Annotated in this window: 4 protein-coding genes; all 4 read left to right on the top strand. The window is 70.4% G+C overall.

The features are described from left to right. Nucleotides 1–18 precede the first annotated feature (18 nt). The 4 genes from BLV96_RS10900 to BLV96_RS10885 are packed head-to-tail and all read left to right on the top strand — an operon-like array spanning nt 19 to nt 18,184. Nucleotides 19–1,050 (top strand): TauD/TfdA family dioxygenase, encoded by a 1,032-nt coding sequence (locus BLV96_RS10900; RefSeq protein WP_086676940.1) that lies wholly within the window; start codon nt 19–21, stop codon nt 1,048–1,050. Further along, complete coding sequence (locus BLV96_RS10895) at nt 1,047–4,595, top strand: AMP-binding protein (RefSeq protein ID WP_086676939.1); 3,549 nt, start codon at nt 1,047–1,049, stop codon at nt 4,593–4,595. The genes BLV96_RS10900 and BLV96_RS10895 overlap by 4 nt, the downstream gene beginning before the upstream one ends. A gap of 27 nt (nt 4,596–4,622) precedes the next feature. Beyond that, the gene (locus tag BLV96_RS10890) at nt 4,623–11,123 is read left to right on the top strand and encodes a non-ribosomal peptide synthetase (protein ID WP_086676938.1); all 6,501 of its coding nucleotides are present in this window, start codon (nt 4,623–4,625) and stop codon (nt 11,121–11,123) included. Further along, a complete protein-coding gene (locus tag BLV96_RS10885; protein WP_086676937.1) occupies nt 11,120–18,184 on the top strand; it encodes an amino acid adenylation domain-containing protein in 7,065 nt (2,354 codons plus the stop codon). The genes BLV96_RS10890 and BLV96_RS10885 overlap by 4 nt, the downstream gene beginning before the upstream one ends. The last annotated feature ends 13 nt before the right edge of the window (nt 18,185–18,197 follow it).

Here is an 18,197-nt window from a genome sequence, read left to right as displayed (position 1 = left end):
CTGATCTCGAGGAGCGACATGACCACCCCAGCACCGCTGAACTCACCGGCCGCGCGGCGGCGCGTGGCCGTCTCCGCCAAGGATCTGGTGACGGTCGAACTCGCCGGCGGCGGTGTTCCGGCCGTCGCCCGCCCCACCGTGCCGACGGTCGGCCTGGCCGCGTGGGTGCGGGACAACAAGCCGCGGATCCAGGAGGTCCTGAACGAGCGCGGAGCCCTGCTGTTCCGCGGGTTCCCGATCCGGGAACCCGCGGACTTCCAGGCGGTCGTCCGGGCGTGGTCGCCGGTTCTGCTCGGCTACACCTACGGTTCGACACCGCGCAGGTCCACCGTGGAGGGTGTCTACACGTCGACCGACTACCCGGCGGACCAGACGATCCCGCAGCACAACGAACTGTCCTACGCCAGGGTCTGGCCCAGGTACCTGTGGTTCTACTGCGAGACCCCGGCACAGGCCGGGGGCGCGACCCCGCTGGCCGGCAACCAGGGGATCAGCGAGCGCCTGGACCCGGCGTTGTTCGAGTCGTTCGCGGCCAGGGGCGTCCGGTACGTGCGCAACTACGGCAGTGGGCTGGGCGTCACCTGGCAGCAGGCGTTCGAAACCGAGGACCCGGACGAGGTCGAAGGGTTCTGCGAGACCTGGGAGATCGACTTCGCCTGGCGGGGGACCGACCGGTTGTGGACGTCCCAGAAGTGCCAGGCGGTGGTCGAGCACCCGGGCACCGGTGCCGAACTCTGGTTCAACCAGGCACACCTCTTCCACACCTCGGCATTGCCCGCGGACGTCCAGGCCTCCCTGCGCGACCTCGATCCCGGCCAGCTTCCCCGGCAGGCCTCCTACGGCGACGGCGAACCGATCGAAGACTCCACTTTGGACGAAGTGCGGGCGGCGCTCGAGGCCGAGACCGTCCGAGAGCCGTGGGAACGCGGCGACGTCCTGCTGATCGACAACATGCTCGTTACGCACGGAAGGGACCCGTACGAGGGACCGCGCCGAGTCCTGGTGGCCATGACCGACGAGCACGACGGACGCCTCGGAGTCACGCGATGACCGCGCTCGAGCCGGAAGTGACCGGTTACCAGCTGTCCCCGCAACAACAGGCCCTGTACCGCCGGCACGGCGGAGCCGGCCGGGTGTCCCGGCGGGTCCGGACGGACGGCACGATCGGCGTCGACGAGATCGCCGGCCGGTTGTCGGCGGTGGTGGCGGCGCACGAGGCGCTGCGCACCCGGTACGTCGACGTGGCCGGGTTGAGCTTGCCGGTCCAGGTGGTCGACGAACCGGACGGCGTCGCGGTCGAACCGCTTCCCGGGGGCGGCGCCATCGTGCGCGCCGGCGCGGTCTCGGTCGAGTACGTTCCCACCGCCGACGGCACCGACCTCGTCGTGGAACTGCCCCGGCTGAGCACGGATCCGGCGTCCTGGGAACTGCTCGTCGACACGCTGACGGGTGCGCCGGACGCGCCGGGCGAGGTGCTCCAGTACGCGGATGTGGCTGTCTGGCTGCAAGAACAACTGGTCGACGTGGTGTCGGCGGCGGCGACGGCGCGGTCGTACCTCCCGTTCGTGACGGCCGGCGGCAGCGTCTCGGAGTCGTCGTCGACCATCCCCGCCACGACGGTCCGACGGGTCCGCGAGGTCGCCGAAGAACTGGCGGTGGACGAGGCCGCCGTGGTGCTCGCGGCGTGGGAAAGCGTTTACGTGCGCTACACGCGCACCGAGGAGCAGCACGCGGTGGTCGTCACGGACGGACGTTCCGCGCCCGGCCTCCGGAATCTCGTCGGCCCGCTCGAACGGCCGGTGCCGCTGTCGTTCGAGATCGGCCAGGAGACGTCGTTCGCCGACGCCGTGAAGGCGGCGGACGCGGCGCTGACGGACGCGAAAGCTACCGAGAACGAGTTCGATCCGGTCGAGGTCGCCCAGCGGGCCACCGCCTTCGCGTTCCGGTACCGGAAGAACGGCCTGGCCGAGCCGCCGGACGTCCTGGCCGACCTGCACGTGGACTGCCTGTCCGGCCCCGAGGGCCTGCTGGTCACCGTGACGGCGAAGGGTGCGAACGCCGAGGATCTCGGTTCGCTCACCGAGGCGTTCGGTCATTTCCTGGCCGACGCGGTGACCGAGCCGGCGCGGCAGATCGGCGTCGTTCGCCTGGCGCCACAACCGGAGCGGGCACCGGAGCCGGTCAGCCGGCCGGAAACGGTCCTGCGCCGCATCCTCGCCCGTGCGGACGAGCGGCCGGACGCGCCCGCGATCGTCGGCGGCGCGGCCGCCGTGACGTACCGGGAGCTGGTCGACCGGGCTGGTTCGTTCGCCGATGTGCTGCGGGAAAACGGTGTCCGCCCCGGTGCGCTGGTGCCCGTGCTGGCCGAGACGGCGGTGGAGACCGTCGTGGCGATGGTCGGGATCTGGCTGGCCGAAGCCGCCTTCGTCCCGCTCGACCCGGCCTGGCCGCAGGCCCGGCTGGACACCGTCGTCCGCGACGTCACCGCCCCGGTGATCGTCACGCGCGGTCTTGCGATCCTGGACACCGAGCCGCAGCCGGAGCCCACGACCAGAGCGGGCGTGGCCTACGTCATCTACACCTCGGGAACCTCCGGGGCCGCCAAGGGCGTGGTCATCGGCCACGAGCAACTCGCGCACTACGTCGCCGGAAGCAGCGAGGTGTTCCGCATCGACCGCGGCACGCGGTCCGCCGCGATGACCACGTTGGCCGCGGACCTGGCGTACACGGCCATCTTTCCGGTACTGGCGAACGGTGGCTGTGTCCACCTGATCGACGGCGATGTGGCCACCGATCCGGCCGCGCTCGCGCGACGGCTGCGCCGGCACCCGGTCGACCTCATGAAACTCGTGCCGTCGCACCTGACCGCCTTGCTCGCCGCGGCGGACGACCCGGCCGCGGTGCTGCCGCGGGAAGCCCTCGTCCTGGGTGGTGAGTTCCTCCCGCCGTCGCTCGCGGACCGGCTCCAGGCGCTGGCACCGGACCTCCGCGTGTACAACCACTACGGAGCGACCGAGACGGCCATCGGAGCGACGTGCCATCTGGTCGGGACGGCTCGCGACGAACGGCTGAAGTCCGTTCCGGTCGGGACGGGTTTCGGCGGCAATTCCATCACCGTCGTCGACAGCGCGGGCGCGCTCCTGCCCTTGTGGTGTCCCGGCGAGGTCCTGATCAGCGGACCCAACGTGGGACTCGGCTATCTGACCGGCGGGCCCGGCGGCTTCGCCGGTCGGCGGTACCGGATCGGCGACGCCGGCCGGCGCGTGCCCGACGGCGGGGTCGAAGTTCTCGGCCGCCTCGACGACCAGGTCAAACTGCGGGGGCATCGGATCAGCCTCGGTGAGATCGAGGTGTCCGTGCGGCGTCTGTCCGGGGTGGTGGCGGCCGCCGTGGTCGCCCGGGAGGATGAGAACGGGCTGATCGGTCACCTCGACGCGTACGTGGTCCTCGACGGCGCCGCCACGGCCGCGGACGTCGAAGAGCTGCTGCGGCGCGACCTGCCGCCCGCGTGGGTGCCGGCCAGGTGGCAAGTGGTGGCGGAGCTTCCGCTCACCAGCAACGGCAAACTCGACCGGTCGGCGCTCACTCCGGTCGAGCCGCGGCGCACCCGGCCGGCGCGACCGGCCGACTCCGTCGAACAGCGCCTGCTGGTCATCTGGGAGGAGGTCGTCGACACCGTCGACATCTCCCGCGATGACGACTTCTTCGACCTCGGCGCCAACTCGCTGCACGCGATCAAGCTGATCGCACGGGTCAACCGGGCGTTCGGCACCAACCTGCCCATGGCGTCGATCATGCGGGCCCGGACCGTCGCCGCCACCGCGGACCTGATCCGCGGCGGGGAGTTCCACGACTCGAACCTCGTGCCACTGCGACAAGGAACCGCCACCTCACCGGTGTTCTGCTTCCACCCCGGTGGCGGAACGACGCTCTGCTACTGGGATCTCGCGCGGACGCTGCCGGCGGAGCACGAGGTGGTGGGCGTGGAGGCGCTCGGCCTGCACGGCAGTCCGCCGCACGACGACTTCGCCGTCATGACCGAGGACTACGCCGCGGCCGTCGCCGCCGGTGGTTACGGTCCGCCGGTGCTGGTCGGCTGGTGTTTCGGCGGGCTGGTCGCGCGCGGGACCGCGGACGCGCTCCGGCGCGCCGGGCACGACGTGGCGCTGCTCGTCCTGATCGACTGCCCGGCCCCGGGGTTCGACGACACCTCCGACGAAGCGCTCCAGGAGGCGCACCTGCTGACCGAGTCGAAGCTCGCCGGCAAGTTCGCGTGGCACTTCGAGCCCGACCTGCCGGCGGGCACGAGCGGGGACGAAGTGAAGAAGATCTTCGACGTCTACGCGGCGAACTCCCGGGCGTGGGAGGAGTACGCCGCCGGAGGCGTCGCCCAGGGCGCCGACTACCCGGTGCTGCTCGTGCGAGCCGAGGCGGACGGCGCCCTCGCCGGCACGGACCGCACGTGGGGCTGGGGTTCGCTGATCGGCCCGGACCTGCGGTTCGCGTCGGTCACCGCGGACCACCACAGCATCATGCGGCCGCCGGCGGTCGCGGAGCTGGCAGCCGTGATCACCCGGACCCGCAACGCCCAGTAGGCCTCTCTCCCGGAAGGTTGGTGCACCTTGACGGCCGAGTACGCCGCGCGACCCGAGCTCGTCCCGGCTCCGCGGCCGGAGCGTGTCCCGCTCTCGTTCGCGCAGCGACGGCTGTGGTTCCTCCAGCGCCACGGCGACGTCGGAGCCGCCTACAACGTGCCGTACCTGTGGCGGTTGACGGGATCCGTGGACGAGCACGCCCTGGACTCGGCGCTGCGGGACGTCGTCGCACGGCACGAGAGCCTGCGCACTGTGTTCCCCGAAACCGACGGCGAACCGGAACAGCGGGTACTGGACCCGGATTCCCGCGGATCACTGCTGACGACCGAGCGGGTTCCGGCCGGCTCGGTGCCGAGCAGGGTCCACGACCTGGTCTGGCAGGAGTTCGACCTGCCCGCGACACCGCCGATCCGGGCTCACCTCCTGATCGACGGTCCCGGTGAACGGACGCTCCTGGTCGTCGTGCACCAGATCGTGTGCGACGGGTGGTCGCTCGAACGGTTCGCGCGCGATCTCAGTACCGCGTACGCGGCCCGCGTGCGGGACGTAGCTCCGGACTGGGGTCCGTTGCCCGTGCAGTACGCGGACTACGCCCTGTGGCAGCGGAACCTGCTCGGCGAGGACGGGCACCCCAGCGCGCTCGCCGCCGAGCAGGCCGAGTTCTGGCAGCGGACCCTGCGCGGGGCGCCCGAGCAGCTGTCCCTGCCACTGGACCGTCCTCGCCCCGCCGCGTTCACCTACCGCGGCGAGGCCGTCGAGGTGGCGATCCCGGCGGATCTGCACCGGCGGTCACGAGCACTCGCCCGGTCCGCGGGCTGCACGTTGTTCATGGTCCTGCACGCGGCGCTGGCCGTGACGCTCTCGGCGTACGGAGCCGGCAAGGACATCCCGCTCGGCACCGCGTTCGCCGGCCGCACCGAGGAAGCGCTGGACGACCTGGTCGGGTTCTTCGTCGACACCCTGGTGCTGCGGACCGACGTGTCCGGCGATCCGGCCTTCACCGCGTTGCTCGACCGGATCCGCGACGTCGCCCTGGACGCCTACTCGCACCAGGACCTGCCGTTCGACCGGGTGGTGGAGGCGCTCAACCCGGAGCGCTCGCCCGCGTACCACCCATTGTTCCAGGTGTTCGTCGCGCTCGACGACGGCTCCGCGGCGGACCGCTTGCGGCTGCCGGGAGTGCGCGTGCGGATGCTGCCGCAGCCCGTGACCGCGGCCAGGTTCGACCTGGCGGTGAACTTCGTCGAGACCCGGGACGATGCCGGGGACCCCGCCGGGATCCGGGCGGTCCTGGAGTACGCCACCGACCTGTTCGACCAGGCCACCGTCCGCCGGCTCGCGGACGGACTGACCGCGGTCCTGTTCGCGGCCACGGAGAACCCCGCGCGGCCGGTCTCGGCGCTCACCGCGTTGTCGCCGGCCGAACGCGACCGGCAGCTGGTCGAGTGGACCGGGCCGGCGCGCGCGGAAGAGCCGCTGGACCTCGTCGCCTGGATGCGCCGGCGTGCCGGCGAGGACCCGGCGGCGGTCGCGGTGTCCTGGGCGGACGAGACCCTCGGCTACCCGGAACTCGCCACGCGGAGCGCCCGGGTCGCGCGCGCGGTGAACCTCGCCGGCTCCGGCACGGACGACCTGGTGGCGGTGCTCTCGGAACGCAACGGCTGGTACGTCTCGGCGATCCTGGGCGTGCTCGGCGCGGACGCCGGTTTCCTGCCGATCGACGCCGGCACACCCGTGCACCGGGCCGCCGAGATGCTCGCGGACGGCAACGTGCGGCTCCTGCTGGCCGACCCAGCGCTCCGGGAACGTGCCGACGAGATCGTCAAGGCCGCGTCCCACGAGGTGACGGTGGTCGACGTCGGCGACGACGACCGCCCGGTGCCGGCCCGCGGGCTCTCCGGCTCCGCCGCGTACGCCGTGTTCACGTCCGGCTCGACCGGACGCCCCAAGTGTGTCGTGGTCCCTCGTCGTGGACTCGCGAACCACCTGCACGTCGTGAGTGAGCTCCTCGGCCAGGACGAACACGACGTCCTGGCGTTCAACGCGCCGCTGACCTTCGACACCTCGGTCTGGCAGGCGCTGACCATGCTCGCCTCCGGCGGGCGCGTGCACGCGATGGACGACGACACCGCGCGTGACCCGGCCGTCCTGCTGCGCTGCTGCGGCGACCAGGGCATCACCATGCTGCAGATCGTGCCGTCGCTGTTGCGTGCGGTGCTCGACCTCGTGGAGGAGGCGCCCGAGCACCTCGCCCACCTGCGCAGCCTCCGGATGGTGATGGCGCACGGCGAGGCACTGCCGCCGGAGCTCATCACCCGGTGGTACCAGCACCTTCCCGACGTTCCGCTGCTGAACATGTACGGTCCGGCCGAATGCTCCGACGATGTGTCCATCGCCTGGATCGGCCCGGAGCGAGCCGACCGGGGCGCGGCCTCGATCGGCTCGCCGATCGCCAACACCCGCACGCTCGTGCTCGACCGCCGGCTGGGGCTCGTGCCGCAAGGGGTCGCGGGGGAGCTGTACGTCGCCGGCCCCGGGCTGGCGCGGGGGTACGCGGGGCGGCCGGGACTGACCTCCGAACGGTTCGTGGCGAACCCGTTCGGCCCCGCCGGCGAGCGCATGTACCGGACCGGCGACCTGGTTCGGTGGACACCCGAAGGGGAACTCGAGTTCCTCGGCCGAGCCGACAGCCAGGTGAAGATCCGCGGGCACCGCGTCGAACCGGCCGAGATCGAACGGATCGTCGCCGCCGTCCCCGGCGTCGGCCAGGTCGTGGTGGTGGCACGCGAGGATCGCCCCGATGACAAGCGTCTCGTCGCGTACTACGTCCTCGAGGACGCGGAGGTCGACGTGGCCGCCCTGCGGACCGCCGCGGAAGCCGCCCTGCCGAACTACATGGTGCCGTCCGCGTTCGTCCGCATCGACACGGTTCCCCTCACCCCCAACGGAAAGCTCGACCGCAATGCCCTGCCCGCGCCCGTGTTCGCGGCCGGCGAGCGCGGCCGCCCGCCGCGTACGCCGGAGGAAAGCCGGCTGGCCGAGCTGTTCGCCGAGGTCCTCGGGACCGCCCCCGTGGGCATCGACGAGAGCTTCTTCGACCTCGGTGGCCACTCCTTGCTCGCCACCCGGCTGATCAGCCGGATCCGCGCGGTCATCCGGGTCGAAGTGTCCACTCGGGACATCTTCAACCACCCGACGGTCGCCGGGCTCGCCACCGCGATGGCGGCGGCCGAACGGACCGCGGCGCGGCCGCCCGTGCGCGCGGTCGACCGTCCCGCCCGCCTCCCGCTTTCCTTCGCGCAGCAACGGCTTTGGTATATCGACCGGTACGAGCGGACCGGGGCGGCCTACAACGTCCCCCTCGTCTGGCACATCACCGGTCCACTCGATCCGCGCGCGCTCGCGCAAGCGTGCACGGACGTGGTCGTCCGGCACGAAAGCCTGCGCACGGTGTTCCCCGAGGTGGGCGGGGAGCCCGAGCAGCTGATCATCCCGGCCGGCGACATCGCCACCCCGCTGACCGTGACCGAGACGGCGCCCGGTGCTGTGGAACCGGCCGTCCGGGAGGTGGTGGGCCGCACCTTCGACCTCGCCGAGGACATCCCGATCCGCGCGGAACTCCTCGTCACCGGGCCGGAGCGGGCCACGCTCGTCGTGGTGCTGCACCACATCGCCGCGGACGGGTGGTCGATGCGCCCGCTGGCCGACGACCTGTCGCGGGCCTACGAGGCCCGTGTCCGCGGCACCGTTCCGCCCTGGCCGCCCCTTCCGGTGCAGTACGCCGACTACGGTCTCTGGCACCAGCGGTTGCTCGGGTCCGAGGACGATCCGGACAGCCACCGCAACGTGCAGTTCGCGTTCTGGCGGGACACCCTCGCCGGCGCGCCCCAGCGGCTGGAGATGCCCACCGACCGGCCGCGCCCGCCGGTGGCCGGCCACCAGGGCGAGGTCGTCGAGTTCACGATCGACCCGGGACTGCACGGCGAGCTCGCCCAGCTGGCCCAGTCCGAGGACGCCACGCTGTTCATGGTCCTGCACGCGGCGTTCGCGGTCGTCCTGACCGCGGTCGGCGCCGGTGAGGACCTTCCGCTGGGCACGGTCGTGGCCGGCCGCGGCGACGAGGCACTGGACGATCTCATCGGCTTCTTCGTCAACACGCTGGTGCTGCGGACCGACACGTCCGGCGACCCGGCCTTCCGCGAGCTGCTCGCCCGGGTCCGGGCCACCGACCTGGCCGCCTACGCCCACCAGGACGTGCCGTTCGAGCAGATCGTCGAACGCCTGAACCCCGAGCGTTCCCTCGCCCACCACCCGTTGTTCCAGATCTTCATCGCGCTCGACGACGGCTACGGGTCCGGCGCCCAAGCACTCCGCCTCGGCGGTGCGGCGATCACCGGCCGGCCCGACGCGACGGGCACCGCGAAGTTCGACCTCTCCGTCGACTTCTCCGTCCGGCACGACGAGCGGGGCCGACCAGGCGGGGTCGACGTCGTCATGGAGTACGCCACCGAGCTGTTCGACCGGCGGACCGTCGAAGCTCTGGCCACCCGGCTGGTGACCGTGTTCCGCACCGTGGTCGCCGACCCGGACCGCTCGCTGCGGCGCATCGACGTCCTCACCGAGCAGGAGCGGCACCGGCAGCTCGTGTCGTGGAACGGCCCGCGTCGCGCGGAACGACCGCTCGACCTGCCCGCGGCCGTCGCGGCGTGGGCTGCCCGGCGGCCCGGTGCCGTCGCGGCTTCGTCGCCGCTCGGTGGCCTCACCTACGCCGAGCTGGCGCGGGACGCGGCCGGTGTCGCCGGTTCGCTGGCGGCCGCGGGGGTTGCGCCCGACGATCTGGTGGCGGTGCTCTCGGAACGCAGTGCCTGGTACGTCTCGGCGGTCTTGGGCGTCCTGGGTGCGGGCGCGGGGTACATGCCCGTGGACGCCACCACGCCGGTGTCCCGCGTGGAGCGGATGCTCGCCGACGGGCGGGTGCGCTTCCTGGTCGCGTCCTCGGGCCTGCGTGCCCGTGCGGCGGAGATCGCGGCGGCGGCCGGGCACGACGTCCAGGTCGTCGACCTCGCGGTCGGCGGGCCGTCTTCGTTCCGGCAGCCGGATCAGGACCTCGTCGCCTACGCCGTGTTCACCTCGGGGTCGACCGGACGTCCCAAGGGCGTGCTGGTGCCCCATCGCGGGCTGGCCAATCACCTGCACGCGGTGATCGACCTGTACGGCCTGGACGAGCGGGACGTCATGGCGTTCAACGCGCCCCTGACTTTCGATGTCTCGATCTGGCAGACGCTGACCATGCTCGCCGCCGGCGGACGCGTGCACGCCATGGACGACGACACCGCGCGCGACCCGGCCGCCCTGCTGCGATGTTGCCGTGCCGAGGGGATCACGGTGCTGCAGATCGTGCCATCGCTGTTGCGCGCTGTGCTCGACCTCGTCGAGGCCGCACCGGACTTCCGCGAAAGCCTGGAGGGCCTGCGGCTGATGCTGGTGCACGGCGAGGAGCTGCCGCCGGAGCTGATCACCCGCTGGTACCAGCACGTTCCCGGCGTGGTCCTGATGAACGTCTACGGTCCCGCGGAATGCTCCGACGACGTGTCCATCGCCGCGCTCGCCCCGGTCGCGACCGGCCGGGCGTCGATCGGGAAGCCGCTGGTCAACACCGAGGTGTACGTGCTGGACGCGTACCTGCGGATCGTGCCGCCGGGGAGCGTCGGCGAGCTGTACGTGGCCGGTGCGGGCGTGGCGCGGGGTTACGCGGGCCGGCCGGCGTTGACCGCCGAACGGTTCGTGGCGAATCCGTTCGGCGAGCCCGGGGCGCGGATGTACCGCACCGGTGATCTGGTGCGGTGGAACGCCGACGGGGAACTGGAGTTCGCCGGCCGGGCCGACGACCAGGTGAAGATCCGCGGGTTCCGGATCGAACCCGCCGAGGTCGCCCGCGTGCTGGAAACCGTGCCCGGCGTGCGGGAGGCGGTCGTGGTCGTGCGCGAGGACCGGCCGGGGGACCGGAACCTGGTCGCCTACTACGTCAGTGACGGCCGGGCACCGGTCGACGAGAACTTTCTCAGGGCGGCCGCGGTCCGCGACCTGGCCCACTACCTGGTGCCGTCGGCCTTCGTGGAGATCGACGCGGTTCCGTTGACCCCCAACGGGAAACTGAACTCGAAGGGCCTGCCCGCGCCGGAGCTCGTCGTCGCCGACGAGGGCCGGAAGCCGCGTACTCCCCGGGAACAACAGCTGTGTGAGCTGTACGCGGAGATCCTGGCCCTGCCCGAGGTCGGCATCGACGACGGCTTCTTCGACCTCGGCGGCCACTCGCTGCTCGCCGCCCGGCTGCTGGCCCGGATCCGGGCGGTGCTGAACGTCGAGGTGTCGGTTCGCGATCTGTTCGACTACCCCACCGTGGCCGGGCTGACCACGTGCGTGGACTTCGAGGCCGACGTCTCCCGGCCGGCGCTGCGGCGCCGCACTCGTGAAGGACAGCTCCTGACCACCCCGAACTCCGCCGCAGCCGAAGGAGCACGGTCGTGATCCCGCTTTCGTTCGCCCAACGGGGACTCTGGTTCCTCCACCAGCTGGACCCGAAGGACACCGCGTACCACGTCCCGATGGTGTGGCGGTTCTCCGCTCCGCTCGACGAACCGGCGCTCGCCGCGGCACTGCACGACGTCGTCCTCCGGCACGAAAGCCTGCGCACCCTCTTTCCTTCCGTGCAGGGAGAACCCGGCCAGCACGTCGTGCCCGCCGCGGAGCTGACCCCGATCCTGACCTCCGTGCACGCCCCGGTGGCCGATCCGATCGTGCGTGATTTCGTGGAGCGCCCGTTCGACCTGACCACGGACATCCCGCTGCGTGCCAAGCTCGTCTGGACCGGCGCCGACGAGGGCGTGTTCGTCCTGGCGGCACACCACATCGCTTTCGACGGCTGGTCCGAGGACGTGTTCTGGCGCGACCTCGGCACCGCCTACGCGGCCCGCGCGGCAGGCGAAGTGCCGTCCTGGCCGGAATTGCCCGTGCAATACGCCGACTACACGTTGTGGCAGCACGAGCTGCTGGGCGACGGTGAAGAACCGGGCAGCGTCCTGGCGAAGCAGCTGGACCACTGGCGTGCCACCCTGGCCGACGCGTCCCGGGAAGCCGGCCTGCCGCTCGATCACCGGTCGCGGGACAACACCGCTCGTGAAGTCGCCTTCGAGATCGGACCGGCCGTACACCGGGCTCTGCTCGAGCTGGCATCGCGCACCGGCACCACGATGTTCATGATCACCCACGCCGCGATCGCGGCGCTGGTGACCCGGCTGGGCGGGCGCACCGACCTCTCGCTCGGCACCGTCGTTTCCGGCCGGTCGGACGAGGCACTGCACGATCTGGTCGGCTACTTCACGAACACCCTGGTGCTCCGCACCGACACGTCGGGTGACCTCACCTTCACCGGCCTGCTCAAGCAGGTCCGCGAAGTCGACCTGTCCGCGTTCGCGAACCAGGACGTGCCGTTCGAGAAGGTCGTCGAAGCCGTCAACCCGGTTCGGCTGCAGGACAGCACACCACTGTTCGAGATCTTCTTCCAGTTCGGCTCACCGCACCTGCCGAGCATCGACCTGGGCGGGATCGAGCTGCACGAGATTCCGTTCGAGAACGAAACCGCGACGTTCGACCTGAACATCTGCCTCAACGAGGAACCAACCGCGAACGGAGAGCCGGGAAGGATTCTGGGCACGATCACGTATCGGGCCGATCTGTTCGACGGCAGCACGATCACCACCATGGCGAAAGGACTCGTGCGGACGCTGGAGTCGGCGGCGGCGGACCCCGGTGTACGGATCCGCGCGATCGATGTGGTCGATCCCCGGGAACGTCACCGCTTACTGGAGGAATGGAACGACACGGCACGGCCACGCGGGGACTCGTCGGTGGCCGAACTCGTCGAGGCGCAGGTCGGGCGGACTCCGGAAGCCCCGGCCGTGGAGGACGATGGTGTCCTGCTGACCTACCGGGAGCTGAACGAGCGTGCCAACCAGCTCGCCGATGAGCTGATCCGGAGGGGAGCCGGGCCGGAGCGGATCGTCGCGGTGCTGGCGAATCGTTCGGCGGAACTGGTGGCCGCCGTGCTGGCCGTTCTCAAGGTCGGCGCGGCGTACCTGCCGATAGATCCGGCCTATCCGGCCGAGCGGATCGCGACCATGTTCGCCGATGCCGCGCCCGCGTTGGTGTTGACCACGACCGACGCCGCGGGAGACCTGCGCATCCCCTGCGCTCGTCTGCTGCTGGACAGGACCGCGACGGCCTCCGGCGCCGAGGGGAACCCGACGGATGCGCAGCGAGTGACACCACTCCTCGCCGAGCACCCGGCCTACGTGATCTACACCTCGGGTTCCACCGGTACTCCCAAGGGCGTCGTGATGACGCACGGCGCGTTGGTGAACCTCCTGACCTGGCGCTGTGCCGGAGCGTCGACCGGTCCGGAGCTACGTACCGCGATGTTCACGATGATCAGCTTCGACGTGTCCATCGTCGAGATCCTCGCCACGCTGCTGTGCGGCGGTTGCCTGGTGATACCGGACGACGACACTCGTCGCGACATGAGGCTGCTCACCCAGTGGCTCGATGCCCGCGAAATCACCGAATTCAATGCGCCGGCTCCGGTCATCGACGCTGTCTGTGAAGCTTCGATCAGTGCCGGTCTCGAACTGTCAGCACTGACGAACATCGTCCAGGCAGGCGAAGAATTCACGCTCTCCCGGTCGATAGACCGGGTTTGGCGATCGCGGCCCGGCCGGCGGTTGAGCAGCGAGTACGGCCCTTCGGAGACGCATGCGGCCACGCGGTTCATCCTGGATCCGGCAGGTGAACCACTCGTTTCCGTGCCGATCGGCCGGTCGGTGGACAACTCGCGTGCGTACGTTCTGGACACACGACTCTGCTTGGTCCCGGTCGGAGTCGTCGGTGAGGTGTACATCGCGGGCGCCAACGTCGGGCGGGGGTACCTGAACCGGCCGGGTCTGACCGCACAGAGGTTCGTCGCCAATCCGTTCAGCACTGCCGGTGAGGTGATGTACCGGAGCGGGGACCTGGCCCGGCGCGACGCCGATGGCCGGTTGTGGTTCAGCGGCCGCGCCGACAACCAAGTGAAGATCCGGGGTATCCGGATCGAGCCGGGCGAGGTCGAGGCCTCGCTCGCGCGGCATCCGGGCGTCGCCCAGGCGAGAGTCGTCGCACACGATGACCGGTTCGGCGGCAAGCGCCTGGTCGCGTACGTGGTGGGCGATGCCGACCCGGTCGAGCTGCGCCGATTCGCGGCCCGGACCCTGCCGCACCACATGGTGCCGGCCGCGGTGGTCACGCTGGACGAGCTTCCGCTGACCCGGAACGGGAAGCTGGACCGGCGGGCGTTGCCCGCTCCTGATCTCAGCGGCTCCGGGTCGTCCCGCAGGCCTCACGATGCGCGCGAGGAGATCCTGTGCGGGTTGTTCGCCGAGGTCCTGGGCGCGGGCGGAGTGGGTGTTGACGACAGCTTTTTCGAGCTCGGCGGGCATTCGCTGCTGGCGACTCGCCTGGTGAGCCGGATCCGCTCGGTGCTGGGCGCCGAAGTGGCTGTCCGGACCGTGTTCGAAGCACCGACCGTCGCGGCCTTGGCGCAGCGACTGGACGACGGCGCGGCCGTCCGGACTCCGCTGACGGTGGCGAACCGGCCCGAGCGGGCTCCGTTGTCGTTCGCCCAGCAACGGCTGTGGTTCCTGAGCAAGGTGGGGGAAAGTGCGTCCTACCACCTCCCGTTCGCGGTGCAGTTGTCCGGCGCGGTCGACATTCCCGCGCTCGAGGTGGCGCTGAGGGAGGTCGTCAACCGGCACGAGAGCCTGCGGACCGTTTTCCCGGAGCAGGACGGGCAAGCGTGGCAGAACGTGATTCCCGCCCAGGCCGTGCGCCTCGAACTGCCGGTGGTCGACACCACCGAAGCCAGCCTGAGCAAGGAACTGGCGGCCATGACGTCGCGGGAGTTCGATCTTTCCGCCGACCTTCCGCTGCGAGCGGGTCTGTTCACGGTGGCGTCCGACGAGTTCGTCCTCCTGCTGGTAGTGCACCACATCGCGTGTGACGGGTGGTCGATGAGCCCGATGCTGCGAGATCTGGCCACGGCGTACGAGCAAGGGCGGAAAGGGGGGGAACCGAAGTTCCCGCCGCTTCCGGTTCAGTACATCGACTACACACTGTGGCACCGCCGGTTGCTCGGCGACGAGCACGATCCGGACAGTGCGTTCGTCAAGCAGCTGGCCTACTGGCGGGAGCAGCTCGCGGGCCTGCCCGCTCGGCTCGAGCTGCCCTTCGATCACCCGGGTGCGACGACCGAGTCCGCCGGGGCACTGGTTTCGACCTCGTTACCACCGGCCGTTGCCGCGGGACTCGCCGAGATCGCCCGGAGCAACAACGCCACCCTGTTCATGGTGTTGCAGGCCGCCGTGGCGGTGCTGCTGTCACACCTGGGCTGCGGCACGGACATTCCGCTGGGAAGCCCGATCGCCGGTCGAACCGATGACGCTCTCGACAAGATGATCGGGTTCTTCATCAACACGGTCGTGCTGCGGACGGATGTCTCGGGAAATCCGCGTTTCTCGGAGCTGGTCCGCCGGGTGCGGGAGACCGACCTCGCTGCTTACGCGCACCAGGACGTTCCGTTCGAAGCGGTGGTCGAGGCGCTCAACCCGAGCCGGACCCGAGGTGTCACACCCCTGTTCCAGGTCATGATGAGCCTGCAGAACAACACCCACGCGGACTGGGAGCTCGCCGGGCTGCGGACCGAGTCCGTGAAAGCGGATTCCGATACCGCGCAGGCGAAATTCGATCTGACCTTCACCTTGTCCGAGCTTTTCGACACGGCGGGCGGGAACGCCGGCCTCGACGTCGAGGTGGAGTACCGAACCGCGCTGTTCGACCGGCCTGCTGTCGAAGGGTTTCTGGCCCGGCTTGAACGGGTGTTCGAAGCGGTCCTCGCCGACCCCGGCGTTCGGGTGGGGAACATCGATGTCGTCGGTCCCGCCGAACGTCACCGGTTGCTGGTGGAATGGAACGGCACCCGGAGCGTGCTGCCGGACGTGACCTTGACGGAACTGTTCGCCGATCAGGTTGCGCGGACTCCCGACGCGCCGGCCGTGTCCGGTGGCGACCTGGCGTTGACCTACGCCGAACTGGACGCGCGGGCGAACCGGGTCGCCCACGAGCTGATCCGTCACGGCGTCGGGCACGAGTCCGCTGTCGTCGTGTTGATGGAGCGTTCCGTCGACCTGGTGGTCGCGTTGGTGGCCATCGCCAAATCCGGTGGGTTCTACGTCCCCCTCTCGACGGCCTTCCCGGTCTCGCGGATGACGATGGCCCAGGCGGACACCGGCGCCCGGGTGGTGCTGGTGGACGAGTCGCTGAGCTCGCACGGCTTCGTCGCCGAGGCGCTGGCCGGCGGTGCGACCGTGCTGAGGACGGACCAGGTCGTCGGCGGTGCCGTTGCTCCCGGGCGCGCCCGCGATGCCAGGCAGCCGGCCTACGTCATGTACACGTCGGGCTCGACCGGGAAGCCCAAGGGGGTCGCGGTCACGGACGCGAACGTGGCGGCTTTCGTGCGGGAGGGCGTCGGCCGGGTCGAGGCCGGTGACCGGGTGCTCTTCCACTCGCCGCACGTGTTCGACACGTCGATCTACGAAATGTGGTCGCCGTTGCTCAACGGCGCGCACGTCGTGGTGGCGCCGGCCGGTGACCCTTCGCTCGGAGCGTTGAAGGAACAGATCGCCGACCGCGGAATCACCCATTTGATGATGACCGCCGGCCTGTTCGGCGTCGCCGCCGAGGAGCACCCGGAAATGTTCGCCGGTGTGCGTCAGGTGGAGACCGGCGGTGATGTGGCGTCGCCGGGGGCGGTCGCGAGGGTTCTCGACGTGTGCCCGGGAACTGTGGTGGTCAACGGCTATGGGCCGACCGAAACGACAATCATAGCAACCGCCGGTGCCTATCGGGGAGCCGATGGGATATCCGGTGTGGTGCCGATTGGCCGGCCGTTGGACAACGTGAGCGTCTACGTGCTGGATGAGCGGCTGTCTCCGGTTCCGGTCGGCGTTGTCGGCGAGTTGTACATCGCCGGAGCCGGCGTTGCGCGGGGCTACGTGAATCAGCCGGGCCGGACGGCGGAGAGGTTCGTGGCCGACCCATTCGGCTCGCCCGGCGGGGTGATGTATCGGTCCGGAGATTTGGTACGTTGGAACGTCGATGGCCGGTTGCGATTCGTTGGGCGCGTCGACGGCCAGGTGAAGATCCGGGGTTTCCGCATCGAGGTGGGGGAGGTCGAGGCGGCGTTGGTGCGGTGTCCGGGCGTGAGCCGGGCCGTGGTGGTCGCCCGGCAGGACCGGCCCGGCGAAAAGCGCCTCGTCGCGTACGTGGTGGGCGATGTCGATCCGGTCGAGGTGCGTCGTTTCGCGGGTGAAGTGCTGCCGGACTACATGGTGCCCGCCGCGGTGGTGATGCTGGGCGCGTTGCCGCTGACCTCGAACGGAAAGCTGGACCGGCGGGCGTTGCCGGCTCCGGATTCCGGTGGTTCGAGCCTGTCGCGGGCGCCGCGGAACCCCCGCGAGGAGATCCTTTGCGAGCTGTTCGCCGAAGTGCTGGCTGTCGGCGGCATAGGCATCGACGACGGGTTTTTCGACCTGGGTGGGCATTCTCTGCTGGCCATTCGCCTGGTGAGCCGGATTCGCTCCGCGCTGGGTGCCGAAGTGGGGGTCAGAACCCTGTTCGAAGCGCCCACCGTCGCGGACCTGGCGCCGCGGCTCGATGCCGGCCAGTCCGATTCGCTGGCCACGGTGCTGCCACTGAGGGCGGCTGGAGACCGCACTCCGGTGTTCATCGTCCACCCGGCCGGCGGACTGAGCTGGTGCTACTCGCGGCTGCTTCCGCACGTGCCCGGGAACCATCCGGTCTACGGCCTGCAATCCAGCGGGTACCTCGAACGCGCGGAGCGCCCCGGCTCGCTCGGCGAAATCGCCCAGGACTACCTCGCGCACATCCGGGAGATCCAACCGCACGGCCCCTACCTGCTGGCCGGGTGGTCCTTCGGTGGGGTGGTCGCCCAAGAGATGGCGGTAGTACTCGAGAACCTCGGCGAGGAGGTACCGGTTCTCATCCTGTTCGACGCCGCCCCCGCCGAGCGCGGGAACGGGCAGCCCGCGGAGGAACTGCCGGAAGATCTGCTCCAGCTGATCGAGCAATCGATCCGTGGCGCCGCCGAGGGCGTACCGGCCGAGCTGTCCGGCGACGAGGTGACCGAACTGTCGGCGATGACCAAGCACTGCATCCGGCTCCTCGACACCCATCAATCACAGCCGTGTCGCGGAAGAATCGTCAGCATCGAGGCGGCCGAGTCGCGGCGCGCCGAGGACGAACACCGAACGGGCTGGACCGATCTCGCTCAGGGAGGCGTGGAGTCTCACTCGATCGACTGTGCACACGACGACATGATGGACGCCCAGCCCATGCTGAGCATCGGAAGAATCGTGTCCGAGGTGTTCGCGCGGCTGTCCTGGCAGGAAGCAGCAGCAGAGCAACCTATTTCCCGTGTCTGACCGGAGGAATTTC

This window comes from Amycolatopsis pretoriensis, from assembly GCF_900107925.1.
GTDB lineage: Bacteria > Actinomycetota > Actinomycetes > Mycobacteriales > Pseudonocardiaceae > Amycolatopsis > Amycolatopsis pretoriensis.
Note: the sequence above shows the minus strand (reverse complement) of the source record. Positions and strands in the feature narration are given on the sequence as shown.

Bases quoted from the DNA above. Each gene is read 5' to 3' on its own strand.
- BLV96_RS10895 (WP_086676939.1), top strand. From the start codon at position 1,047: ATGACCGCGCTCGAGCCGGAAGTGACCGGTTACCAGCTGTCCCCGCAA.
- BLV96_RS10900 (WP_086676940.1), top strand. From the start codon at position 19: ATGACCACCCCAGCACCGCTGAACTCACCGGCCGCGCGGCGGCGCGTG.